A 23097-nucleotide genomic window follows, 5' to 3' on the forward strand; every position below is an offset into this window, starting at 1 on the left:
GGCCGCTCTAAAGGACGAGCAGCTCCTTGGTCGTCTTGGTGAAAAGTTCCGGCCCGCCCTCACGGGTCACGAGGGTGTCCTCGATGCGAACCCCGCCCCGCTCGGGGAGGTAGATCCCAGGCTCGACGGTGATCGGAACTCGATCCTCTAGTCTACCGGTCCTGGAGGGGCCCAGGAACGGGTCCTCGTGGATCTCCAGGCCGACGCCGTGGCCCAGGCCGTGCCGGAAGTGCTCGCCGTGGCCCGCCGCCTCGATCAGGCCGCGGGCGGCGGCGTCGACGTCCTTGGCCGCGGCCCCCGGGGCCAGGGCGTGCCGGCCGGCCCGCTGGGCGCGCCTGACCAGGTCGTACAGGTCGCGCTGCCAGGCGGCGGGCGGGCCCAGGCAGACCGTCCTGGTCATGTCGGCGTGGTAGCCGTGGTAGCGGGCGCCGAAGTCCATCGTGACCAGGTCGCCGGCGCGCAGCTCGCGGTCGGTGGGGGCGTGGTGCGGGATCGCGCCGTTCTCGCCGGCGGCGACGATCGTGTCGAACGCCGGCTTGTCGGCGCCCAGCTCGGTCATGCGGTTGTCGAGCAGGCGGGCCAGGGAGCGCTCGGTGAGGCCCGGCGCGATCAGCGGGAGCACGTCGGCGAAGGCCTGGTCGGTCAGGGCGCAGGCGGTGCGGATGAGCTCCAGCTCCGCCTCGTCCTTGACCGCGCGCAGCTCCTCGACCAGCGGGCCGAGCGGCACCAGGCCCCCGCCCTCGCCCCCGCTCTCCTTGAGGCCCGCCTCCAGGCGGCGGAAGGTCGCCACGGTCATGGCGGCGGCCTCGATGCCCACGCCCGGCGCGGCCAGCCGGCCGGCCACGTCGGGAGCCTCGACCGCGGGCACGTCGAGGGCGCGGGTCTTGTCGATGTAGCGGTTGTCGGTCGCCAGCAGCGCCGACCCGTCGGCCCTGACCAGGACGGCCGCGTTCGAGCTGACCAGCCCGGTGAGGTAGCGGACGTTGACGGGGGAGGTGACGAGGAGCGCGGGGACCTCGCGGGCGGGCAGCGCCGCGGCCAGGCGTGCCCGGCGCGCGGCGTGGTCGATGGTCATCCCGCCAATGTACGCGCGCCCCGGCCCCTCCCCCATCCCGGCCGGGCCGCCCCCGTCCCGGTCAGGAGAGGGCGAAGTCGTCCAGGAAGGAGGCGAGCGGGCCGGACAGGGGGACCTCGCCCTTCACCTGGGCGTTGCGCAGGTCCCGGTAGACGCCGGCGATCTGGCCGCGGGCGGGCTCGAAATGGCCGTCCTGGAGCTTCTTGGCGGCCTTCCTGAGCTTGTCGTGGACCTTCTCGGCGACATGGGGGTCGATGTCGCCGATGTCCTCCTGGGCCGTCACCGCCTCGTCGAACTTCACCAGCCAGTGGTCCCAGCCGCCCGCCGGGGTCTGCCCGGAGCCCAGGGTCGCCTTGGGGCCGACGGTCTGGACCAGGCTGGTGGAGTCGTCGGCCGGGGTGAGGTCGGTGGGAGTGGCCTCGGGCGGCTCGGGGGTCGGGCTGGTGGTCGGCGTGACGTCCGGCGACAGGACGGGCGTGGGGGGCGTGCTCGCGCTCGGCTCGGCCACCGGCGTCTCCTTGCGCGAGCCGACCCACATCACCATGGCGACGGCCACCACCGCGATGACGGCGACGGCGATCCCCATCTGGAGCAGCAGCTTGTTCCCGGTACGCGGCGGCGCCTGGTCGAGCTCGGCGGACTCGTAGACGGCGGTGTCACCGGCCCGCGGGACGCCGTTGAAGTCGTAGACCTGGGTGTCGCCCGGCCGGCCCGTCGGGGCGCCGGCGGGGTTCGCGGCGGCGGCGTTCGCGGGGGCCGCTCCGGGGGCCGCGCCGGGACGGGCGATGGCGGCCAGGGCCCGGCGGACGGGCTCGCCGCCCGAGGGCCGCCTGGCGGGGTCGGGCGAGAGCATCGCGAGGACGAGCCGGTCCAGCTCGGCGGGGATCTCGGGCCGGATCGCACTGGGCGGGACGACCCCCTGCCCGGCACCCCCGGAACCCGCAGTTGCGGGGGCCGCGGGGGCCGCCGTCTCCGGGCCCTCGGTTCCGGGGGTTCCGGCGGCCGGGGTTCCGGGGGCGGGGGGCGGGGTGGCGCGCATGCCGGTTACCGGGAGGTCCGAGGCGGCGGGCGGGCGGCCGCAGAGGAGCTCGTAGCAGACGGCGCCGAGGGCGTACAGGTCGGCGGCGGCCGTGGCGGGACGGCCGGAGGCCCGCTCAGGGGCCAGGTAGCGGCGTTCGGCCTGGGACGGCTCCTCGTCCGGCAGCCCGAACCCGACGACCTTCAGCACGCCGCTGGCCGCCCGCCGGAAGCTGCCGGAGTCGATCTGCCCGTGGAACACCCCGGCGCGGTGCGCGGCGTCCAGCCCGGCGGCCGCCTGGCCGACCAGGTCGCACACCTCGACGATCGGCATGGGCCCCTCGGCCGCCAGGTCCTCCCCCACGCTGGTCCCGGTGAGGAACTCGGTCACCAGGAAGGGGGCGCCCTCCTGGTCGCCCACGTCGAGGACCATGGCCACGTTGGGGTGGATCACCCTGGCCACCGCCTGCGCGTGCTGCTTCAGCGCCTCCCTGGCGGCCTCGCCGGCCGCTCCAGCGCCCAGGATCTTCACGGCCACGACCCAGTCGGCGCGGGTGTCGTAGGCCCGCCACACCTCACCCATCGGACCGCTGCCGATGAGCTCGTCAAGCCGGTACCGGTCGGCGACCATCGAAGGCGTAGCGTCGGACATATCCCCGCCAAAAACTCGAAAAGTGGGCTATTTCCGACCCACCATAGGGCCCCCAGCCCCTCCCCGCCCCATGATCCACACTTCGCAGCCCCCGTCACACCGCGCCGGCCGTCCCTCGACATGACGACTTTCGTTATTCACGATGAAGTGGATCGACCGGCTGGAGGTCCTGTTGAGCATCGGCCTCGTCCTCGGCCGCCTCGGGGCGCTCACCGCCCCGGGTCCGGCGTTCGTCCCGGCGCCGGGCGTGCCGCTCGCGGGGCTCGTGGCGGGCCTGTGCGCGCTCGGGGTCTCGGAGATCGTCCGCCGGGGCGCGGCCCTGCTCGACGCGGCCGAGGCCACGATCTGATGCCCGCCGGCACCATCCGGGTACGCCTGGACGAACTGCTCGCCCAGCGCGGCATGACGCTCACCGAGCTGTCGCACCAGGTCGAGATCACCGTCGTCAACCTGTCGATCCTCAAGAACGGCCACGCCAAGGCCATCCGCTTCTCCACGCTGACCCGGCTGTGCGAGGCCCTGGGCTGTCAGCCCGGCGACCTGCTCACCTACGACTGAGGGCGGGCGGCCGTACGGCCACCCGCCCTCAGCGGAATCCCGGTCAGACCGCCGCGGGCTCCGGCGCGCGCGGCGCGCGGGCGGGCGCTGCCGGGGCGTCGTCGAGCGGCTGCGGCGGCGCGTTGAAGACCGCCTCGTCCAGACGGCCCTCCGAGCGGGCCACCAGGACCGGGACGACCATCTGGCCGGCCACGTTGGTCGCGGTGCGGATCATGTCGAGGATCGGGTCGATCGCCAGCAGCAGGCCGACGCCTTCCAGCGGCAGGCCCAGCGTGCTCAGCGTGAGCGTCAGCATGACGATCGCGCCGGTCAGACCGGCGGTGGCGGCCGAGCCGACGACCGAGACGAACGCGATCAGCAGGTAGTCCCCCACCCCGAGGTGCACGCCGAACACCTGGGCCACGAAGATCGCGGCCAGGGCCGGGTAGACCGAGGCGCAGCCGTCCATCTTGGTGGTGGCGCCGAAGGGCACGGCGAAGGAGGCGTAGTCACGGTCCACGCCGTTGCGCTCGACGGTGACGCGCTGGGTCAGGGGCAGCGTGCCGACCGAGGAACGGGAGACGAAGGCCAGCTCGATGGCGGGCCAGGCGTTGCGGAAGAAGGTGATCGGGTTGACCTTGCCCCAGACCGCGAGCAGCGTCGGGTAGACGGCCAGCAGGACGATGAAGCAGCCGACGTACACGCCGACGCTGAACTTGGCCAGCGGGGCCAGCAGGTCCCAGCCGTACGTGGAGACGGCCTTGCCGATGAGGCCGGCGGTGCCGATCGGGGCCAGGCGGATGACCCACCACAGGGCCTTCTGCACCAGTTCGAGCACCGAACGGCTGAGGTTGAGGAACGGCTCGGCCTTCTCGCCCACCGCCAGGGCCGCCGCGCCGAGGACGACCCCCAGGAACACGATCTGGAGGACGTTCACCTCGGTGAAGGCCGTGACGATGTTGGTGGGCAGGATGCCGGTGACGAAGTCGAGCCAGGTGCCGGCGCCCTCGGTGTCGACGGCCTTGGCCGCGCCGGTGTCGAGGGTGACGCCCTGGCCGGGGTTGATGATCAGGCCGAGCGCGATGGCGAAGGCCACGGAGACGAACGCGGTGATCAGGAACCACAGCAGGGTCTTGGTGGCCAGGCGGGCGGCGCCGTTGACGTTGCGCAGGTTGGCCACGCTGACCAGCACGGCGGTGAACACCAGCGGCGGCACGGCCAGCTTGAGGAGCTGGACGAAGATCTTGCCGACCTGGGTCAGCGTCTCGGCCAGCCAGGCCACGTCCCAGATCTTGGCGACGAACCCCAGGGCGACGCCGGCCACGAGGCCGAGCAGAAGCTGAAGGGAGAAGGTGAATCTCTTCACGGGAGGAAGGCTCCGGAAGTCAGGCATGCCACAGCGAAGGGGGCATGCGGGTGAGGAAGGGGGGAGTCTGGGGGACGCGCCGGTCAGCGACAGAGGGATCCGTGCAGACGGCACAGATCCACGTGCAGACGCTCGACGAGCCGCACGATGACCACAGAGAACCTCACGAGGACGTACAACACCATGCGAAACGGGGCATATTCCCGCTCGACATTGTGACGTGCGTCACACCCCTCCCGGAGCCCGTCCGATCAGCCGGCCAGCTCCTTGACCTTCTCCAGCAGGCGGACGCGCTCCTCGTGGGTACGGCCGAGCGGCGCGACGTTGAGCGTCGTCACCCCCGACTCCTTCAGCGCCGCGATCCGGTCGCGGACGAACCCCTCGCTGCCGATCAGCGACATGTTCTCCAGCAGCTCGGCGGGCACCAGCGCGGCGGCCTCGTCCTTCTTGCCCTCCAGGTAGAGGTCCTGGATCTGCTCGGCCTCCTTCTCGTAGCCGTAGCGCCGGGCCAGGTCGTTGTAGAAGTTCTTGCCCTTGGCGCCCATGCCGCCGATGTACAGGGCCGCCATCGCCCGGCCGAAGTCGCGCAGCCCGGCCACGTCGTCGCCGACGGCCAGCGCCGCCTGGGCGATCACGTCGAGCTCGCCCAGCTCGGGGTCGCGCTTCGCCCGGCCGGCGGCCAGCGAGGGGCCCCACACGTCGGCGGCCTTCTCCGGGTAGTAGAAGATCGGCTCCCAGCCCTCGGCCAGCTCGGCGGTCATCTCCACGTTCTTGGGGCCGATGGCCGCGACCACGATGGGGATGCGCGGGCGCACCGGGTGGTTGATGATCTTCAGCGGCTTGCCCAGCCCGGTGCCCTCCCCGGCGGGCAGCGGCACCTGGTAGTTGCGGCCCGCGTGCTCCAGCCGCTCGCGCCGCCACACCTTGCGGCAGATCTCGATGACCTCCCTGGTACGCCCGATCGGCGCGGTGTACGGCACCCCGTGGAAGCCCTCGATGACCTGCGGCCCGGACGTGCCGATGCCCAGCGTGAAGCGCCCGTCGGAGACGAAGTCCATGCCCGCGGCGGTCATGGCCAGCAACGTCGGCGTACGGGAGTAGATCGGCAGGATGCCCGAGGCGATCTGCACCCGCTCGGTCTTCGCCGCGATGTACCCCATCTGGCTGACCGCGTCGAAGCTGTACGCCTCGGCCACGAAGACGATGTCGAGGCCCGCCTTCTCGTAGTCGGCCAGCTCGGCGACCGTCTCCTTGAAACCGCCCGAGTAGTTGAGTGCCATACCGATGCGCATGCCGGGCTCCCGATGAACCGAATGTTGTTCCGTTGCGACGTCAACAGGTTAGCGTGTCGGCGTGTCGCGCGGCGAAGCACTAGCCTGGTTCGGGTGCTGAGCCGGGTCGTCGTCATCGCCTCCGCAGTGGTCGCCCTGGCCCTGGCGGGTCATTCGCTGATCCCGTCGCTCGGCGGGTTCACCCCGGTCCTGGAGAGCCTGCTCCCCTGGATGGGGGTGGCGGTGCCGCTGCTGCTGCTTCTCGCCCTGCTGGCGCGTTCCAGGGCGGCCGCGCTCGCGGCGCTGGCGCCCGGCCTGGTGTGGGCGGCGATGTTCGGCTCCACGCTGCTGGCCGCGCCGCCCGGCGGCCCCAGCGACCTGGCCGTCGGCACGGTCAACGTCGGCGTGCGCAACAGCGCCTCCGGTGAGGCGGTCAAGGCCATCGCCGAAGAGCTCGACCTGCTGGCCGCCCAGGAGCTGACCCCCGGCGGCCCCGCGGCCAAGCAGCTCAACAAGATGTTCCGCTACCACTACCCGGTCAGCACGGTCGGCCTGTGGAGCCGCTACCCGATCAGCGAGACCAGCCCCCTCGACGTCGGCATGGGCTGGCCGCGGGCGCTGCGCGCGGTGGTGACCACCCCCAAGGGCAAGGTCACCGTCTACGTCATGCACCTGGCCTCGGCCAGGCCCGGCCACACCGCCTCCCGCGACGCCTCCCTGGCCCACGCCCGCCGGCTCGTCGACGCCGACCCCAGCAAGCGCGTCCTGCTGCTCGGCGACCTCAACACCGCCACCACCGACCGCGGCATGCGCGGCCTGACCCCGCCGCTGACCGACGCCCAGAGCGTGGCCGGCGACGGGTTCGGCTTCACCTGGCCGGCCGAGTTCCCGATCACCCGGCCCGACCACATCCTGTTCAGGGGCATGACGGCGACCAAGGCGGGGGTGGCCCCGGCCACCGGCAGCGACCACCGCGCGGCGATCGCCTCGCTGCGTTTCTAGCGGCCTTCCAGCAGCTCCAGGTCCTGCGGCGTGTCGATGTCGGCCGGGTCGCCGTGCTCGTCGCAGGCGACCTCGGTGACCAGCCCGGGATGCGCCTTCATGAACGCCCGCGCCCCCACGTCGCCCACGGCCAGCTCCGCCACCCCGGCGAAGTGCTCGCGCGCGATCAGCACCGGGTTTCCCCGCCGTCCGCCGTACGTGGCCACCGCCAGCCCGGCCCCCGACGCGGCCAGCGCCCGCACCGCGCCCGCCCGGACGAGGGGCTGGTCCACCAGCGCGACCACCACGGCCGTCGCCTCCGGCGGCAGCGCGGCCAGCCCGGCCCGCAGCGAGGAGCCCATGCCGGTGCGCCAGTCCGGGTTGCGCACGCTGACCGCCCCGCGCACCTGCACGGTCGCCGCGCCCAGCACGACCACCACCGGACGGCAGCCGCCCTCCGCCAGCAGGCGCACCCCGCGGTCGACCAGCCGTTCGCCGCCGAACTCCACGAGCGCCTTGGGCGTGCCCAGCCGGGCGCCCTCCCCCGCGGCGAGCAGCAGCCCGGCGATCACGCCGGCTCCCCGTGGATGCGCCCGCCCGTCTGCGACAGCGGCCGGCCCGAGCCGCCCCACCGGAGCTGGATCAGCTCGGCGGCGATCGACACGGCCGTCTCCTCCGGCGTGCGGGCGCCCAGGTCGAGGCCGATGGGCGATCTCAGCCGGGCCAGCTCGGCCTCGGTGAGCCCCGACTCGCGCAGGCGGGCCAGCCGGTCCTCGTGCGTACGGCGCGAGCCCATGGCCCCGATGTAGCCCGCCTCGGTCCGCAGCGCCACCTCCAGCAGCGGCACGTCGAACTTGGGGTCGTGGGTCAGCACGCAGATCACCGTGCGCTCGTCCACCTGCACCGAGGCCAGGTAGTCGTGCGGCCACTTGACCACCACCTCGTCGGCCTCGGGGAACCGCTTGGCGGTGGCGAAGACCGGCCGGGCGTCGCAGACGGTGACGTGGTAGCCGAGGAACTTGCCCACCTTGGCGACGGCCGCGGCGAAGTCGATCGCGCCGAAGACCAGCATGCGCGGCGGCGGCGCGAACGACTGGACGAACACCGACAGGTCGTCCAGCCGCCGCTCGCCGTGCCCGCCGTAGTGCCTGATGCCGGTCAGGCCCTGGGCGAGCATGCCGCGGGCGTCGTCGTCCACGGCCTCGTCGAGGCGGTCGAGGCCCAGGGTGCCCGACGAGCGGCCGGGCCAGACGATCCGGCGGGCGCCGATCGGGCCGGGGCCGGCGACGATGGTGGCGACCGCGACCGGCTGGTGCGCCTCGACCGAGGCGAAGATCTCGCCCAGCTCCGGGAAGGTCTCGATGGAGACCGGCTCGACCAGGATGTCGATGATGCCGCCGCAGGTCAGCCCGACGGCGAAGGCGTCGTCGTCGCTGACGCCGTACCGCTGCAGGACGGGCGCGTCGGCCTCGGAGGCCAGCTCGAAGACCGCCCCCTCGACGCACCCGCCCGAGACGCTGCCCACCACCTCGTCGCCGCGCACCGCCATCGCCGCGCCCGGCGGGCGTGGCGCGCTGCTGAACGTGCTCACCACGGTCGCCAGCCCGAACCTGAGCCCCGACCTCCACCACCGCATGATCTCCGGGAGCACGTCACGCATGGGCGAGCCTTTCGCTGAGTTCCTCGTAGGCGGCCAGGCTGTGCCCGGCCACCAGATCGTCCAGATGCGGCAGGGCGGCCCGCATGCCTCCGGTCAGCGGCTGGTAATCCTCATATCCCTTGTGCGGATTGACCCAGATGAGCCGGTACGCCTGCCGGGCCAGCCTGGCGAGCTGGGCGCCCAGCAGCGCGGGGTCACCGCGTTCCCAGCCGTCGGAGGCGATGACCACGATCGCCCCCCGGGCGCTGTGCCGGGTCAGGTACTCCTTGAACTCCTCTCCGAGCCGGGTCCCGCCGCTCCAGTCGGGGATGGCCGCGGACGCCGCGTTCAGCGCCGTGCCGGGGTCGCGGTGGCGCAGCTCGGCGGTGACCTCGGTGAGCCGGGTGCCGACCGAGTAGACCCTCGTGGCCCGCGGCTCGCTCCTGACCAGCGCGTGGGCGAAGCGCAGCAGGGTCTCGGCGTAGGGGGCCATCGACCCGCTGACGTCCACGAACAGCACCACCTGCCGGGGCCTGGTCGTGTGCCTGCGGCGGCGGAGCCGGGCCACCTCGCCGGTGCGCAGCGCCTCGCGCACGGTACGGCGCCGGTCCAGCCCGCCCCGGTGGGCCCGCTCGAAGCGGCGGGAGCGGCGCGCGGCCCGGCCGCGGCCGAGCAGGGCCAGCATGCGGTGCACCTCGGCCCGTTCGGCCTCGGTGAGCCGGGCGACGTCCCGGTGCCGCAGCACCTCGGCGCGGCTGGCCGTGGCCGGGGCGGCGGCGTCCTCGCCCGGTCCCGCCTCCTCGCCGTCGCCGGCCGCCAGGTGCCGGGTGACGCTGGTCGTCCCGGCACGGGCCGCCGCCGCCCGCCGTCCGCCGAAGTAGGCGGCGAAGCAGCGGTCGTAGCGGGGCAGGTCGTCGGGCGTGGCGCACAGGGTGAGCCGGCCGGCCCAGTAGAACGCCTCCCGGTCCCCGGCGTCGAGGTGGCCGAGGGCCTGCAGCAGGCTCCGCGTCCGCTCGTGGTCGGCGTCCACGCCCGCCGCGCGCAACGTCCTGACGAAGCCCGTCACGGTCCGGACCGGCTCATCCACCGGACAGCAGCCCGTCGCCCAGGACGGCGGCGACGTCCTCGCGGTACTTCAGCGCGGCGCCCAGCGTGGCCGCGGCCAGGTCGGGGTCGAGCTCCCTGGCCCCGAGCGTCAGCAGCGCCTCGGTCCAGTCGAGGGTCTCGGCCACGCCAGGCGGCTTGACCAGGTCGGCCCCGCGCAGCCGCTCGGCCGCCCGCGCCACCTGCAGGGCCAGCTCCTCGGTGCAGCCGGGCAGGCGGCGCAGCAGGATCGCGACCTCACGGTCGAAGCTCGGGTGCTCCAGCCAGTGGTAGAGGCAGCGCCGCTTGAGCGCGTCGTGCACCTCGCGGGTGCGGTTGGAGGTCACCAGGACGACCGGCGGCGTGGCGGCCCTGATCGTGCCCAGCTCGGGGATGGAGACGGTGAAGTCGGACAGCACTTCGAGCAGGAACGCCTCGAACTCGTCGTCGGCCCGGTCGATCTCGTCCACCAGCAGCACGCTCGGCTGGGTCTCCACGGCCTTCAGCAGGGGACGGGCGATCAGGAAGCGGCGGTCGTAGATCTCCCCCTCCAGCCGGGCCGCGTCGGTGATCCCGGCGGCCTCGGCGGCCTTGAGGTGGAGGAGCTGGCGGGCGAAGTCCCAGTCGTACAGGGCCTGGGAGGCGTCGAGGCCCTCGTAGCACTGCAACCGGATCAGCGGGGCCTTGAGCAGCGTCGCGAGGGTCTTGGCCAGCTCGGTCTTGCCGACGCCCGCCTCTCCCTCCAGGAACAGCGGCCGCCCCATCCGCAGCGCCAGGAAGGCGGCCGTGGCCAGCCCCCGGTCGGCCAGGTAGTCGTGCCGGTCGAGCAGCTCGATGAGCTTGTCCGGCGACTCGATGTCCATTGCCCTGATTGTCCGCCGCAGCACGCCTTCAGGCTACGTCGCAACCCCGCTCCGGCGATATCGGCTCGCCCTCGTCATCGGGTTTCAGTCGCCGGACTCGGACGCCTCGCCGCGCGCGCGGATCAGCGCGGCCAGCTCGGCCGTGGCCCGGCGGGCGCGGGCCTTCTCCGAGCCCTGGATGCCCATGGCGCCGATGGTCCGGCCGTCGGAGAAGTCGATCTTCGGCCACGGGTCGCCCACCAGGAGGGTCACGTCGATGACCTCGGGCCAGGTGTAGCGGTGGACGCGCAGGGCGTTGACGACGGTCAGGCCCTTGTCGTCGGCCTCCACCCGGACCCGGCCCAGCAGGTGGAGCACGTACGCCACCGCCAGGCCGAAGCCCACGATCGCCACCCGGTCGGGCAGCTTGAACGGGTCGGCGATGAAGATCGCCATGAGGACCGCCCCCGCCACCACCACCAGGGCGAAGGCGTAGGGCACGATCCGGCCCCGGCGGGGACGCCAGGTCACGGGCAGGGGCGGCGGGGTCACGGGCTCGGGCACGAGGGAAACCTACCGCAGGTCAGTGGAGGTCCCTCAGGAGGAGTGCGGTCTCCAGGGCGGCCAGCGCCGACTCGTAGCCCTTGTCCTCCTTGCTGCCCGGCAGCCCCGAGCGGTCGAGCGCCTGGTCCATCGTCTCGCAGGTGAGCACGCCGTTGCCGACGGGCGTCTCCTCGTCGAGCGAGACGCGGGTCAGCCCGCTGGTGACCGAGTCGCAGACGTAGTCGAAATGGGCGGTCTCGCCCTTGATGACCGCGCCGAGGGCGACCACCGCGTCACAACGCCGGGCCAGGGCCTGGGCCACGACGGGGATCTCCAGCGAGCCGGGCACGCGGACCACGGTCGCGGTGGCGCCGCTGTCGTCGCACGCCTGCACGGCCCGCGCCACGAGCTGGTCGGTGATCTTGGCGTGCCAGCTCGCCGCCACCACGCCCACGACCAGGCCCGCCGCGTCCACCACGGCCACTCCGGGACGGCCTTCTCCACTCATGACGCCTCCGAGATCTCGTGCGGGACGCTGGAGGAGATGTCGTGGCCGAGCCGCTCGCGCTTGGCCTCCAGGTACCGCTCGTTGTGCGGGTTCAGGGCCACGGGCATGGGCTCGCGGCCGAGCACCTTGATGCCGTAGCCGTCCATGCCCTTGAGCTTGGCCGGGTTGTTGGTGAGCAGCCGCACCGAGCGCACGCCGAGGTCGGCCAGGATCTGCCCGGCGTTGGAGAACTCGCGGGCGTCCACCGGCAGCCCCAGCTCGACGTTGGCGTCGACGGTGTCGCTGCCGTTGTCCTGGAGGCTGTAGGCCCGGAGCTTGGCCAGCAGGCCGATGCCCCGGCCCTCGTGGCCGCGCAGGTAGACGACGACGCCCCGGCCCTCCCGCGCGATGGCGCCCATGGCGTGGTCGAGCTGCACGCCGCAGTCGCAGCGCAGCGAGCCGAACACGTCGCCGGTCAGGCACTCGGAGTGGGCCCTGACCAGGATGTTCTCGCCGCCGCCGAGGTCTCCGTAGACGAGCGCGACGTGCTCGCCGCCGTCGAGGGCGCTGGAGTAGCCGTAGGCCCGCCACATGCCGTACGCGTTGGGCAGCCGGGTCTCGGCGACCCTGGTGACCATGCTCTCGGCGCGGCGGCGGTGGTCGACGAGCTGCTCGATGGAGACCAGCGCCAGGTCGTGCTCGTCGGCGAAGCGGCGAAGCTGCGGCAGCCGGGCCATGGTGCCGTCGTCGTTGACCACCTCGGCCAGCGCCCCGGCGGGCGACAGCCCGGCGAGCCTGGCCAGGTCGACGGCCGCCTCGGTGTGGCCGCGCCGGGCCAGCACGCCGCCCTCGCGGTAGCGCAGCGGGAAGATGTGGCCGGGCCGGACCAGCTCGTTGGGCTCGGTGGCCGAGTCGGCGAGGGTGCGGATGGTCCTGGCGCGGTCGGCGGCGGAGATGCCCGTGGTGACGCCGTCGCGGGCGTCCACGGTGATCGTGTACGCCGTGCGCATGCGCTCGCGGTTCTGGGACACCATGAGCGGCAGCCCGAGCCGGTCGAGCTCCTTGCCGTCCATGGCCACGCAGATCATGCCGCTGGTGTGCCGGATGAGGAACGTGCACAGCTCCGGCGTGGCCTTCTGGGCGGCGAAGATCAGGTCGCCCTCGTTCTCCCTGTTCTCGTCGTCCACGACCACGACGGGACGGCCGTTGCGGATGTCCTCGACGGCCCGCTCGATCGGGTCGAGCCTGAACTCGCTCATGCCGCTGCCACCACTTCCGGTCGAGCGGCGCGGTACTCGCGCAGCCACTTGGCGAAGCCCGTGAGGACCATGACGAAGAACACGGCGTAGACGGCGCCGGAGACGTAGAGGCCGGAGTTGAACGCCACCGGCACGCCCACCAGGTCGACCAGCACCCAGACGATCCAGAAGTCGACCAGCGCGCGGCCCTGCGCCCAGGTGGCGACCGCGCCGCCGACGAAGATGTAGGCGTCGGAGGCCACGACGGCCGGCGGCGCGCCCGGGTACCACGACAGGTCGAACGTCTTGAACAGCACCGTCACCACCGCGGTGCCCACCGCGAGCGCCGCCAGCATCCGCCACCGCTCGCCGCCCGTGGCGGGCCGGACGGACAGGGCGTGCTCCTGGGTGCCCTGCCGCCACTTCCACCACCCGTAGACGGCCAGCACGGCGAACAGGGCCTGCTTGAGCGCGTTGCCGGTGACGTGCGCGCTGATCGAGGCGAGGAACAGCAGCACCGAACCGGTGAACTGCACCGGCCAGGTCCACATGGACTTGCGCATCGCGAACGCCACCGTGGCGAGGGCGAACACGTTGCCCACCAGGTCGGTCCACTTCACCGGCAGACCGAAGATGTCAATCGATGCGTCCACCCAGCTCATCGGGTGCCCACCAGCCTCTCCACATACTTGGCGATCACGTCGACCTCAAGGTTCACCACGTCGCCCACCTGGCGGTCGCCCATGGTGGTCAGCTTCAGCGTGGTCGGGATGAGGCTCACGCCGAAGCTGTCGTCGTCAACCGTCGTGACGGTCAGGCTGATTCCGTCGATGGCGATCGAGCCCTTCTCGGCCACGTACCGGCTGAGCGGGCCGGGCAGGGAGAAGCGCAGGTCGTCCCAGTTCTCGCCGGGGGCGCGGGACAGCAGGCGGGCGGTGCCGTCGACGTGGCCCTGGACGATGTGGCCGCCGAGGCGCTGGTCGGCGCGTACGGACCGTTCGAGGTTGACCGCCGAGCCCGCGGTGAGGCCGCCGAGCGAGCTGCGGTCGAGCGACTCCCTGATGACGTCGACGGTGAACACGTCGTCCTTGACCTCGACGACCGTCAGGCAGACGCCGTTGACGGCGATCGAGTCCCCGTGGGCGGCGTCGGAGGTGACGAGCGGGCCGCGTACGGACAGCCGGGCGCCGCCCCCGACGTGCCCGCCCGCCGGCTCGATGGCGACGACCTCGCCCTTCTCCTCGATGATTCCGGTGAACATCACTTCTCCCTGCCTTGATGCGGAGCGGGCCGCGCGGTCAGCCGCAGATCCGGCCCGATGGGGGAAAACTCGTCGAAGGTGAGGCGGTGGGCGCCGCTGATCGTGCCGACGCCCGCCGGGCCGAGCGCGGCCCTGCCCTCGCCGAGGAGGGCGGGGGCGAGGTAGGCGATCACGCGGTCGATGAGGCCCTGCCGCAGGAACGCGCCGGCGAGGGTGGGGCCGCCTTCCAGGAACACGCCGACCACCTCGCGGGCGGCCAGCTCGCGCAGGAGGGCGTGCAGGTCGAGGCCGCCGTCCGCGTGCCGGGGCAGGCGCAGCAGGCCGGTCTTGAGCTCCGTCACGGCGTCGTCGGCGACGGCGACCAGCGTGGGGGCCTCGTCGTCGAGGACGCGGGCCGCGGGCGGCGTCCTGCCCTCGGTGTCCACGACGACCCGCAGCGGCGGGCGGGCGCCCAGGGGCCGGCCGGCCAGCGGCGGGCTCCCGGCCAGCAGCGCCCCCGCGTCGCCCTCCCCCGCGTCCGCCCCGGCGTTCTCCGGCAGGCGGACGGTGAGGTGGGGGTCGTCGGCCAGCACGGTGCCGATCCCGGCCACGATCGCGTCGCAGGCGGCGCGCAGCCGGTGCACGTCGGCCCGCGCCTGGGGCGAGGTGATCCACTGGCTGGTGCCGTCGGCGGCGGCCGACCTGCCGTCGAGGGTCGCGGCGAACTTCCAGGTCACGTGCGGCCTGCCGAGCCGGGCGTAGGTGAGCCATTCCTCGTTGACCCGCTCGGCCGCCTCGGCCAGCACGCCCTGCGTCACGCTCACCCCGGCCGCGCGCAGCCGCGCCGCGCCGCCGGCGGCCTTCGGGTTGGGGTCGGTGACGGCGACGACCACCCGGGCCACGCCCGCGTCGAGCAGCGCCCGGCTGCACGGCCCGGTGCGGCCGGTGTGGTCGCAGGGCTCCAGCGTCACGTACGCCGTGCCGCCGCGCGCCCGCTCGCCCGCCTGCGCCAGCGCCACGACCTCGGCGTGCGGCCCGCCCGCGTACGCGTGGAAGCCCTCGCCGGCGACCTGCCCGGCGGCCGACAGCACGACGCAGCCGACGACGGGGTTGGGGCTGGTGCCGCCGTGTCCGCGCGCGGCCAGCTCGACGGCGCGCGCCATGTGCGCGGCGTCGGCGGCTGAGATGTCCACCCGGGTCTCCTACTCGCCAGTAGCTTCAAGCCACGGCGGGCCCCGGGGGGTTTTCGGGTGCCGGCACGGCACCACGTCAGGCGCCCGGCTGGGACGCCGGACACCTCGCGCGCTTCCTCCCATCCGGACTTTAACCGTCGGTCCTGGAATTTCACCAGGTCAACCGGCCGATGGCATCGGCCGGGTCGCGGACTGTAACCGCCGGTTCGGACTTTCACCGACCCCGGAGCACGCTAGCTCTCTTCTTGTACCAGTTTGCCATGCCGATTACGGAAAGCGCGACCGCCCCCGTGCTATTTGAACAAGCGCTCGCTCAGGCGGCCATCAGCTTGCGCGCCCGGCGGGCCGAGGGCGCGTAGCGGACCTGCTCGGGGACCAGGCCGATGCCGGTGTGCAGGGCGCGCAGCGTGGCCGAGGCCCACAGGTCGCCGACGGGCGTGGCGGGCAGGCCGTACAGGCGGCGGGCCCAGCGCGGCAGCGTGGCCAGCGCCAGCACGGTCAGCGCGGGCACGGCGGGCCGCAGCGCGGACAGCGCGCCGGGCAGCGGCGTGTGCAGCGACAGCCGCAGCGGATGGGCCGCCTCGGGCACCAGCCGCAGTTCGGGACGCCGGCCGTCGATGTAGCCGCGCAGCTCGGCCACCGAGCCCGGCACGTCCTCCGCGCTCAGGCCCACGACCTCGGCGGCGCGCCGCCACTCGGCGACGAACCGGTCGGCGTCGGCGTCGGACAGCCGCACGCCGGCGCGGCGGGCCACCGTCAGGTAGGAGTCGACCTCGCCGACGTGCACCCAGCGCAGCGCTTCGGGGTCGTCGAGGTGGTAGGTCTCGCCGGTGTCGGGGTCGCGGGCGGTCAGCGTGGCGTGGATCTTGCGCACCCGGCGGCCGGCCCGCTCCACCTCCGCGCGGGTGCCGTACGTGCGCACCCGGACGAACTCGCTGGTCCGCAGGAAGCGCGACCACGCCTCGGCCGGGTCGAGCAGCGCCGAGTTCTGCAGCACGCCGCGCATCGCCCTGGGGTGCAGCCCCTGCATCAGCAGCGCCCGGAAGCCGCCGACGAGCTGGATCGGCTCCCCCATCACCCGCCAGGTCACCGACTCGGGGCCGAAGATCCCATAGTCGTCGTCCATAAGTGAACAGTTACCCCGATAGGTGGCGAAGCATGCCGAAAACCCCCGGCCGGGAACCGGCCGGGGGCTTTCGTCAAGGCTACGGAGATCAGCCGGTGAAGCCGATCGCCGTGTAGTCACGGGCCTGGTACCCGAAGGTGCCGAAGTTGGCCAGCGTCTTCTTGGTCGCCTGGATGGCCGGACGCTGGTACAGCGGGATGGTGTGCACCTGGTCCCAGATCAGCTTGTCGGCGGCGTTGGCCAGCTCGTAGGCCTTGGTCTGGTCCATCTCACCGACGGCGGCGTCGATCGCGGCGTCCAGCGCCGGGTCGCTGCCCTTGGGGAAGTTCGACTCGGAGCCGGTCTTGTAGATCTGCGGCAGGCCGCCGAGGGGCAGCGGCGTGCCGATCCAGGAGAACGGCACCAGGTCGAAGTCGCCCTTGATGATGTAGTCGGTGAAGAACTTGTCATCGGGGACCGGGCGGATCGTCAGCTTGATCCCGGCCTCCTTGAGCATGGCCTGGGTGAGCTCGCCCTCGGTCTTGGCGTACGGCACGCCCGCCGGGACGACGAAGCTCAGCGAGAACTCCTTGCCGTCCTTCTTGCGGACGTCGCCCTCCTGCTTCCAGCCGGCCGCGTCGAGCAGCTCCTTGGCCTTGGGCAGGTTGTACTTGCCCAGCTCGCCGGAGTTGTCGACGTACGCCTTGTGGTTGTTCATGAAGACGTGGTTGCCCAGCGTCTGCAGCGGCCACTCCATGTCCTTGAGGTCGGACTGGGTGATCACGTCACGGTTGATCGCGTACGCGACGGCCTGGCGGACCGACTTGTCCTTCAGGAACTCGCTCTGGTTGTTGACGGTGATGTGCCGCCAGTTCGGGCTGAGCGACTTGCGGATGTCCACGTTCGGGACTTCCTTGGCCCGCTTGAGGTCGGCCGGGCTGCCCGGCGGGATCTCCACCGCGTCCAGCTCGTCGTTGGCGAAGGCGTTGACCTGCGCGGCGGGCGTCTCGATGGTCCGGTAGATGACCTTGTCGAGCTTGGGCTTGCGGCCCCACCACTTGTCGTCGCGCACCACGGTGAGGGTCTTGGTGCCCTCGTTGATGCTCTCGACCTTGAAGGGCCCGGCGGTGACCGGGATCTTCTGCAGGTAGTCCTTCTCGTACTTCTCCGGGGTCTCCATGTGGGAGGCCGGGTAGAGGTGCGGCGAACGGGAGAACTGGCCCTGCCACTCGGGGTAGTTCTTGCCGTAGGTCACGATGGCGACCTTGTCGGAGTCACCCTTGGTGACCGACTCGATGCGGTCCCAGCCGTCGGTGGAGGCCGGCTTGAACTTCTTGTTCTTGCCGCTGTTGGCCTTCCACGCCGCCTCGAGGTCCTTCCAGGTGATCGGCGTGCCGTCCGACCACTGGGCCTTCTCGTTCAGCGTGTAGGTGACGACCTGCTTGCCCGACGACAGGTCCATCTTGACGTCGGTGAGGTAGTCGGGGTTCGCCTTGAAGTTGGCCTGGGAGTCGGCGACCATCAACATCGGCATCAGCGAGTCGAGCATGTCCGCCGTGTCCAGCTGGTTGCCGTCGACGTGGTTGCCGTTCCACTGGCTCGGCCACTGGCCGACCGCCAGGGTGAGCGTGCCGCCGTCCTTGACCTGCTCGTACGGGACGGGGTTGATCGAGATGCCCGGCAGCTCCGACATCTGCTGCTGAGCCTGCTGCGACTGCTCGGCGCTCGGCTTCTTGGCCTCGCCGCCACCACCGCCACAAGCCGCCGCGGCCATGGCGAGGACGGCGATACCCGCCGCCGCCCGGTAACGAACCTTCACTTTTCCTCCTGATCGTCCGAGGCCGTGATGACCTCGACTTCCTCCGCGTAGTGGCAGGCGGCGCCGTGGTCCACGGCGGTCGCGAGCCGGGCAACCGAGGGCTCTTCGTCCACGCAGCGCCGGCGTTCGGCCTCGGTGAGGAGGGCGAACTTGGGGCAGCGCGTGCGGAACCGGCAACCCGATGGCGGGTCGGCCGGGCTGGGCAGGTCGCCTTCGAGCAGGATCCGCTTGCGCGTGCGCTCCATGTCGGGGTCGGGCAGCGGGATCGCTGACAGCAGCGCCTGCGTGTAGGGGTGCGCGGGGCGTTCGTAGACCTCCTCGACCGTGCCGATCTCGGCGATCCTGCCGAGGTACATGACCGCGACGCGGTCGGCGAGATGCCGGACCACGGCCAGGTCGTGCGCCACGAACAGGTACGACAGCCCCAGGGTGTTCTTCAGCTCGTCCAGCAGGTTGATGACGCCGGCCTGGATGGACACGTCCAGTGCCGAGACCGGCTCGTCCAGGACGAGCAGCTTGGGCTCCAGGGCCAGCGCGCGGGCGATGCCGATGCGCTGGCGCTGGCCGCCGGAGAAGCTCTGCGGGTAGCGCTCGGCGTACTCGGGCGCCAGGCCCACCAGTTCGAGCAGCTCGGCGACCCGCTGGTTGACGTTCTTGCGCCCGTGGGCGCGCAGCGGCTCGGCGATGATGTCGCCGACCGGCATGCGCGGGTCGAGCGCCGCCATCGGGTCCTGGAAGACGATCTGCAGGTCGCCCCTGAGCGCCTTGCGCCCGGACGGGCCGAGCTTGGCGCTGTCCTGGCCGAGCACGACGATCCGGCCGCTCTGCGGCGGGGCGAGCTGCATGATCTGCTGCAGGGTCGTGGTCTTGCCGCAGCCCGACTCGCCGACCAGGGCCAGCGTCTCGCCCTCGGCGATGTCGAAGCTGATGCCGTCCACGGCGTGCACGGTGCCGACGCGGCGCTTGAACACCGCGCCCTTCATCAGCGGGTAGTGCCGGATGAGGTTGTCCAGCTCCAGCACGGTCGCGCGCTGCTCGCGCGGCACGCGGACCACCTCGCTGACCGGGATGACCGGGACCGGGAACACGTCCGTGCCGGTCAGGCCCTTGTACTCGATCTCGCGGGAGCGGATGCAGGCGACGTGCCTGCCGCCGCCGACGTCGGTGAGCGGGGGCTCCTCGTCGTCGCACGAGTCGATCTTCATCGGGCAGCGCGGCGCGAACGGGCAGCCCGGCGGCAGCGCCGCCGGGGAGGGCGGGTTGCCCTCGATCGGCACCAGCGGCCCCTCCTCGCCGTCGATCCTGGGGATCGAGGCGAGCAGTCCCATCGTGTACGGCATCCGCGGCCGGTAGTAGATGTCGTCGACGTTGCCCTGCTCGACCGGCTTGCCGGCGTACATGACCAGCACCCGGTCGGCCATGCCCGCGACGACGCCCAGGTCGTGCGTGATCATGACGATGCCGGCGCCCGTCTCGCGCTGGGCGGTCTTGAGCACCTCCAGCACCTGGGCCTGGATGGTCACGTCGAGCGCGGTGGTCGGCTCGTCGCAGATCAGCAGGTCGGGGTCGTTGGCGATGGCCATCGCGATCATCGCGCGCTGGCGCATGCCGCCGGAGAACTCGTGCGGGAACGCCTTGGCCCGGACGTCCGGGTGCGGGATGCCGACCAGGTCGAGCAGCTCGACGGCGCGCTTGGCGGCCTTGTCCTTGCCCAGCTTCTGGTGGACGCGCAGCGCCTCGGAGATCTGGTCGCCGATCGTGTACACGGGCGTGAAGGCCGACAGCGGATCCTGGAAGATCATGCTCATCGACTTGCCGCGGACCTTGACCAGGTCGTCTTCCTTCATCCCGATCAGCTCCTGGCCGTGGAGCTTGACCGAGCCGCTGATCTGGGCGTTGCGCGGCAGCAGGCCCATGATCGCCAGGGACGTGACGGACTTGCCCGAACCGGACTCGCCCACGATGCCCAGGACCTCGCCGCGGGCGACGTCGTAGCTGACGCCGCGCACGGCCTCGATGCCGCCGGGGAACGTCACGGTGAGGTCGCGTACCTCCAGGATGCTCATGAGTTGCTCCCCGGGTCGAGTGCGTCGCGCAGGCCGTCTCCGATGAGGTTGATGCTCAGGACCAGCAGCACCAGGAGCCCGGCGGGGAAGGCGAACAGCCAGGGGTAGCCGGTGGCGTTGCGGGAGCCCTCGGCGATCAGCGTGCCGAGCGAGACGTCGGGCGGCTGGATGCCGAAGCCGAAGAAGGACAGCGCGGCCTCGCCGATGACCGCGCCACTCACGTTGAGGGTGGCGTCGATGATCAGCAAGGAGGACAGGTTCGGCACGATGTGCCGAAAAATGATCTTCCAGCGGGGGATGCCCATGTAGACGGCCGCCTGCACGTACTCGCGCTCACGGAGCGAGAGCGTCATGCTGCGCACCACCCTGGAGGTGATCATCCAGGCGAACGCCGCCAGCAGGACCACGAACCAGAGCCAGGAGGCGCCGCGCAGGCGAGGCGAGGCGATCGCGATGATCAGGAAGCTGGGCAGCACGAGGAGCAGGTCGACGCCCCACATGAGGACGCGGTCCACCCAGCCGCCGAAGTACCCGGCGAAGGCGCCGACCATCGCGGCCAGGCCGGTCGAGATGAGCGCCACGAGCAGGCCGATGATGATCGACTTCTGCATGCCGCGCAGGGTGACGGCGTACATGTCCTGGCCGATCGAGGTGGTGCCCCACCAGTGGTCGGACGAGGGGCCCGACAGGAAGGCGAGGAAGTCCTTGTCCCTCCAGTCGTAGGCGCCGAAGGAGGGGCCGATGTAGGCCAGCGCCACCAGCAGCAGGAGGGCGATGAAGCCGTAGCGGGCCTGCCGGTTGCGCAGCATCCGCCCGAGAACAACCTTGGAACGCACTTAGCTCACCCGCACTCGAGGGTCGAGGGCCGCCACCAGCAGGTCCGACAGGAAGCCGGCGAACAGGACGCAGACGGAGGCGAACATGCTGACCGCGGCCACCGAGTTCACGTCGTTCTGGTTGATCGAGTCGACCAGCCAGGCGCCCATGCCGTTCCAGGCGAAGATCTTCTCGGTGAAGGTGGCGCCGGTGAGCATCGTGCCGAAGGCGAAGGCGAAGTACGTGGCCGCGGGGATCAGCGCGGTGCGCAGCGCGTGCTTGATCAGGGCCGTCCTGCGCCGCAGGCCCTTGGCCATCGCGGTGCGGACGAAGTCCTGGCCGAGCACGTCCAGCATCATGTTGCGCTGGATGCGGCTGTAGAAGGCGATCGAGCCCAGGCTGAGCGAGATGGTCGGCAGGATCAGGTGGTTCAGCCTGTTGGCGAACTGGTCCCAGCCGGACAGCTTGGGGTTGTACTCGCCGGTGAACTCGATCAGCGTGAAGCCGAGCCCGCGGTTGAGGTTGTAGGCGGCGATCGCGAGCAGCGTGGCCAGCACGAACACCGGCACCGCCATGATCACGAACGAGCCGACCCCGATCGCCCGGTCGGTTATCCGATACTGCTTGACCGCCGACAGCGCGCCGAGCGCCACTCCCAGGACGAACCCGACGATCGTGCCCACCAGCAGCAGCCGGAGGCTGACGAAGATCCGCCGGCCCATCTCGTCGTTGACCGAACCGCCGTTCCAGGTCTTGCCGAAGTCACCCGTGACGACGCCCTTGGCCCAGGTCGCGTAGCGCTCCAGGACGGGCGTCTTGTCGTTGAGGTTGTAGCTGTCGAGGGTGGCGTCGATGACTTCCTCGGCGACGGGAGGCTGGCGGCCTTCGTACGCGCCGCGGGGGTTCATGGTCGTCGCGGCGAGCATGTAAGCCAAGCTGGCCGCGATCGCGACCAAGATCAGATTGATCGCCAACCTGCGGAGCAGGTACTTGCCCATTACCCTCCGTTCGCACTGAACGAGGGCCCGGAAACCCCGGTAGGAGAAGACCCCCGCAATGGAAAAAGACCGTCTTACGCCGCGAAAAGTCATGACGCGGAACGGCGATCAAAACGCAGGATATCTAGCCAAACATCACAGTCAGCAATAGTTCGACATAACGGTAAGGTCACTAAGCATGGTGGGGGGCTGCCGTCGGTCATGGTCCTACATGGGGGTTGACCTGGGGAAATACGCGTTACCAAGATCGGTAACCGGCGCTATCGGATCAGCGTATGTCACAGAATCCTGACAAAAAATAACCCAATCTCAAAGTGACGCACGTCATACTGATCAATAGGTTGGGGATTGATATTTCGCGACGTCGCGGCTTTTGATCTCACGCGGGTGGTCGAGGCGGCTCCGTCGGAGGGCACGCTCCCGCCCGCCCGAAGCCGTCCCCGGGCCCTTCCCCCCACGCTCACGCTCCGCTCACCACCCCACCCGGCCCCACCCCCGCCTCCGCCCAAACCGGCCCCGCCACCCACCCCGGCTCCAAGTAGGCGGCGCACTTCCAGCGGGCCACATAGCGAGCCCCGCCTCCAGCAGGCCCACTCCCCCAGCCCCGCGCCTCCAGCAGGGCCACACCCCAGTGAGCCCCACACCCCCGGGGGCTTGCACCCGAGCGGACCTGCGCTTCCCTGAGCCCGCACCCGAGCGGGCCTGCACCCCGGGTGAGCCTGCACCCTCAGTGGGCCTGCACTCCCCTGGACCCGCACCTTCAGTGAGCCGCACCCCAGTGGGCGCGCACCCAGCACACCGAGGCGCGGCGGCAGGACTGTAGTGCGCGCCTCACGGAGGGTGGAGGAGTCACGGGAGCGCGCGGGGCACGCCCGTGGCGGGAAGGGACAGCGGGAACACGGGCAAGGGTGGAGCGGGTGGCGGCGAACGGTCGGCGAGCGCCGGGGAACCGTAGGCGAGTGGCGGGGAACCGCAGGCGAGCGCCGGGGAACCGCAGGCGAGCGCCGGGGAACCGCAGGCGAGCGCCAGGGAACCGCAGGCGAGTACCGGGGAACCGCAGGCGAGCGCCAGGGAACCGCAGGCGAGTACCGGGGAACCGCAGGCGAGCGCCGGGGAACCGCAGGCGAGC

22 protein-coding genes and 1 riboswitch are annotated in these 23097 nt (G+C 71.7%); of the genes, 3 read left to right on the forward strand and 19 right to left on the reverse strand.

Annotated elements, in window-relative coordinates; genetic code table 11:
• Positions 1-7: 7 nt before the first annotated feature.
• Together ACIBQ8_RS22655 and ACIBQ8_RS22660 are read right to left on the reverse strand one after the other, a co-directional pair.
• A complete protein-coding gene (locus tag ACIBQ8_RS22655; protein WP_397192898.1) occupies positions 8-1075 on the reverse strand; it encodes a M24 family metallopeptidase in 1068 nt (355 codons plus the stop codon).
• Between the two features lie 61 nt (positions 1076-1136).
• Entirely contained in the window at positions 1137-2744 is a 1608-nt protein-coding gene (locus ACIBQ8_RS22660) for a serine/threonine-protein kinase (RefSeq protein ID WP_397192899.1), read from the reverse strand.
• Between the two features lie 142 nt (positions 2745-2886).
• Here ACIBQ8_RS22660 and ACIBQ8_RS22665 point away from each other — a divergent pair, with 142 nt between their 5' ends.
• Complete coding sequence (locus ACIBQ8_RS22665; protein ID WP_397192900.1) at positions 2887-3093, forward strand: hypothetical protein; 207 nt, start codon at positions 2887-2889, stop codon at positions 3091-3093.
• On the forward strand, positions 3093-3302 hold the full coding sequence (locus ACIBQ8_RS22670; protein ID WP_397192901.1) for a helix-turn-helix domain-containing protein: 210 nt from the start codon (positions 3093-3095) through the stop codon (positions 3300-3302). Before ACIBQ8_RS22665 ends, ACIBQ8_RS22670 begins: the two co-directional genes overlap by 1 nt.
• Before the next feature lie 43 nt (positions 3303-3345).
• On the opposite strand, the gene ACIBQ8_RS22675 is transcribed toward ACIBQ8_RS22670, so the two are convergent.
• Positions 3346-4647, reverse strand: a complete 1302-nt coding sequence (locus ACIBQ8_RS22675) for a dicarboxylate/amino acid:cation symporter (protein WP_397171331.1) — start codon at positions 4645-4647, stop codon at positions 3346-3348.
• Between the two features lie 251 nt (positions 4648-4898).
• A complete protein-coding gene (locus ACIBQ8_RS22680) occupies positions 4899-5939 on the reverse strand; it encodes an LLM class F420-dependent oxidoreductase (RefSeq protein WP_397171329.1) in 1041 nt (346 codons plus the stop codon).
• 93 nt (positions 5940-6032) lie between these two features.
• On the opposite strand from ACIBQ8_RS22680, the gene ACIBQ8_RS22685 reads away from it, so the two are divergent.
• Positions 6033-6920 carry an endonuclease/exonuclease/phosphatase family protein gene (locus tag ACIBQ8_RS22685; protein WP_397171327.1) on the forward strand — a complete coding sequence of 296 codons (888 nt, stop codon included), beginning with the start codon at positions 6033-6035 and terminating at the stop codon, positions 6918-6920.
• Here the strand turns inward: ACIBQ8_RS22685 and ACIBQ8_RS22690 are convergent.
• The 15 genes from ACIBQ8_RS22690 to ACIBQ8_RS22760 all read right to left on the reverse strand — a co-directional run bounded on the left by ACIBQ8_RS22690 (position 6917) and on the right by ACIBQ8_RS22760 (position 21968).
• On the reverse strand, positions 6917-7468 hold the full coding sequence (locus tag ACIBQ8_RS22690; RefSeq protein WP_397192994.1) for an NTP transferase domain-containing protein: 552 nt from the start codon (positions 7466-7468) through the stop codon (positions 6917-6919). The two genes, ACIBQ8_RS22685 and ACIBQ8_RS22690, sit on opposite strands and share 4 nt — an antisense overlap.
• Positions 7468-8559, reverse strand: coding sequence for an XdhC/CoxI family protein (locus tag ACIBQ8_RS22695; RefSeq protein ID WP_364331475.1), 1092 nt, complete (start codon positions 8557-8559; stop codon positions 7468-7470). The genes ACIBQ8_RS22690 and ACIBQ8_RS22695 overlap by 1 nt, the downstream gene beginning before the upstream one ends.
• A complete protein-coding gene (locus ACIBQ8_RS22700; protein WP_397171324.1) occupies positions 8552-9625 on the reverse strand; it encodes a VWA domain-containing protein in 1074 nt (357 codons plus the stop codon). Before ACIBQ8_RS22700 ends, ACIBQ8_RS22695 begins: the two co-directional genes overlap by 8 nt.
• Entirely contained in the window at positions 9618-10484 is an 867-nt protein-coding gene (locus ACIBQ8_RS22705) for an AAA family ATPase (RefSeq protein ID WP_397171322.1), read from the reverse strand. Before ACIBQ8_RS22705 ends, ACIBQ8_RS22700 begins: the two co-directional genes overlap by 8 nt.
• A gap of 84 nt (positions 10485-10568) precedes the next feature.
• Entirely contained in the window at positions 10569-11027 is a 459-nt protein-coding gene (locus tag ACIBQ8_RS22710; protein ID WP_397192902.1) for a PH domain-containing protein, read from the reverse strand.
• 19 nt (positions 11028-11046) lie between these two features.
• Positions 11047-11514 carry a 6,7-dimethyl-8-ribityllumazine synthase gene (ribH, locus tag ACIBQ8_RS22715; protein WP_352327123.1) on the reverse strand — a complete coding sequence of 156 codons (468 nt, stop codon included), beginning with the start codon at positions 11512-11514 and terminating at the stop codon, positions 11047-11049.
• Complete coding sequence (locus tag ACIBQ8_RS22720; protein ID WP_397171318.1) at positions 11511-12752, reverse strand: bifunctional 3,4-dihydroxy-2-butanone-4-phosphate synthase/GTP cyclohydrolase II; 1242 nt, start codon at positions 12750-12752, stop codon at positions 11511-11513. The genes ribH and ACIBQ8_RS22720 overlap by 4 nt, the downstream gene beginning before the upstream one ends.
• Positions 12749-13393: a nicotinamide riboside transporter PnuC gene (gene pnuC / locus ACIBQ8_RS22725; protein ID WP_397171316.1), complete on the reverse strand. Its 645-nt coding sequence runs from the start codon at positions 13391-13393 to the stop codon at positions 12749-12751. Before pnuC ends, ACIBQ8_RS22720 begins: the two co-directional genes overlap by 4 nt.
• Positions 13390-13992, reverse strand: coding sequence for a riboflavin synthase (locus tag ACIBQ8_RS22730; RefSeq protein WP_397171314.1), 603 nt, complete (start codon positions 13990-13992; stop codon positions 13390-13392). Before ACIBQ8_RS22730 ends, pnuC begins: the two co-directional genes overlap by 4 nt.
• Entirely contained in the window at positions 13992-15164 is a 1173-nt protein-coding gene (gene ribD / locus ACIBQ8_RS22735) for a bifunctional diaminohydroxyphosphoribosylaminopyrimidine deaminase/5-amino-6-(5-phosphoribosylamino)uracil reductase RibD (RefSeq protein WP_397192903.1), read from the reverse strand. The genes ACIBQ8_RS22730 and ribD overlap by 1 nt, the downstream gene beginning before the upstream one ends.
• A 105-nt stretch (positions 15165-15269) precedes the next feature.
• Positions 15270-15400, reverse strand: a riboswitch (FMN riboswitch).
• Between the two features lie 77 nt (positions 15401-15477).
• Positions 15478-16290 carry an oxygenase MpaB family protein gene (locus ACIBQ8_RS22740; protein WP_397171311.1) on the reverse strand — a complete coding sequence of 271 codons (813 nt, stop codon included), beginning with the start codon at positions 16288-16290 and terminating at the stop codon, positions 15478-15480.
• An 88-nt stretch (positions 16291-16378) separates the two neighbouring features.
• A complete protein-coding gene (locus tag ACIBQ8_RS22745) occupies positions 16379-18088 on the reverse strand; it encodes an ABC transporter family substrate-binding protein (RefSeq protein ID WP_397171309.1) in 1710 nt (569 codons plus the stop codon).
• Complete coding sequence (locus tag ACIBQ8_RS22750) at positions 18085-20154, reverse strand: dipeptide ABC transporter ATP-binding protein (RefSeq protein WP_397171307.1); 2070 nt, start codon at positions 20152-20154, stop codon at positions 18085-18087. Before ACIBQ8_RS22750 ends, ACIBQ8_RS22745 begins: the two co-directional genes overlap by 4 nt.
• The gene (locus ACIBQ8_RS22755) at positions 20151-20990 is read right to left on the reverse strand and encodes an ABC transporter permease (protein ID WP_397171305.1); all 840 of its coding nucleotides are present in this window, start codon (positions 20988-20990) and stop codon (positions 20151-20153) included. Before ACIBQ8_RS22755 ends, ACIBQ8_RS22750 begins: the two co-directional genes overlap by 4 nt.
• Positions 20991-21968 (reverse strand): ABC transporter permease, encoded by a 978-nt coding sequence (locus tag ACIBQ8_RS22760; RefSeq protein ID WP_397171303.1) that lies wholly within the window; start codon positions 21966-21968, stop codon positions 20991-20993.
• Positions 21969-23097: the final 1129 nt, after the last annotated feature.

The organism is Nonomuraea sp. NPDC049646 (assembly GCF_044465525.1).
Classification (GTDB): Bacteria; Actinomycetota; Actinomycetes; order Streptosporangiales; family Streptosporangiaceae; genus Nonomuraea.

Bases quoted from the DNA above. Each gene is read 5' to 3' on its own strand.
- ACIBQ8_RS22655 (WP_397192898.1), bottom strand. From the start codon at position 1,075: ATGACCATCGACCACGCCGCGCGCCGGGCACGCCTGGCCGCGGCGCTG.
- ACIBQ8_RS22660 (WP_397192899.1), bottom strand. From the start codon at position 2,744: ATGTCCGACGCTACGCCTTCGATGGTCGCCGACCGGTACCGGCTTGAC.
- ACIBQ8_RS22665 (WP_397192900.1), top strand. From the start codon at position 2,887: ATGAAGTGGATCGACCGGCTGGAGGTCCTGTTGAGCATCGGCCTCGTC.
- ACIBQ8_RS22670 (WP_397192901.1), top strand. From the start codon at position 3,093: ATGCCCGCCGGCACCATCCGGGTACGCCTGGACGAACTGCTCGCCCAG.
- ACIBQ8_RS22680 (WP_397171329.1), bottom strand. From the start codon at position 5,939: ATGCGCATCGGTATGGCACTCAACTACTCGGGCGGTTTCAAGGAGACG.
- ACIBQ8_RS22695 (WP_364331475.1), bottom strand. From the start codon at position 8,559: ATGCGTGACGTGCTCCCGGAGATCATGCGGTGGTGGAGGTCGGGGCTC.
- ACIBQ8_RS22705 (WP_397171322.1), bottom strand. From the start codon at position 10,484: ATGGACATCGAGTCGCCGGACAAGCTCATCGAGCTGCTCGACCGGCAC.
- ribH (WP_352327123.1), bottom strand. From the start codon at position 11,514: ATGAGTGGAGAAGGCCGTCCCGGAGTGGCCGTGGTGGACGCGGCGGGC.
- ACIBQ8_RS22720 (WP_397171318.1), bottom strand. From the start codon at position 12,752: ATGAGCGAGTTCAGGCTCGACCCGATCGAGCGGGCCGTCGAGGACATC.
- pnuC (WP_397171316.1), bottom strand. From the start codon at position 13,393: ATGAGCTGGGTGGACGCATCGATTGACATCTTCGGTCTGCCGGTGAAG.
- ACIBQ8_RS22730 (WP_397171314.1), bottom strand. From the start codon at position 13,992: ATGTTCACCGGAATCATCGAGGAGAAGGGCGAGGTCGTCGCCATCGAG.
- ACIBQ8_RS22740 (WP_397171311.1), bottom strand. From the start codon at position 16,290: ATGGACGACGACTATGGGATCTTCGGCCCCGAGTCGGTGACCTGGCGG.
- ACIBQ8_RS22750 (WP_397171307.1), bottom strand. From the start codon at position 20,154: ATGAGCATCCTGGAGGTACGCGACCTCACCGTGACGTTCCCCGGCGGC.
- ACIBQ8_RS22760 (WP_397171303.1), bottom strand. From the start codon at position 21,968: ATGGGCAAGTACCTGCTCCGCAGGTTGGCGATCAATCTGATCTTGGTC.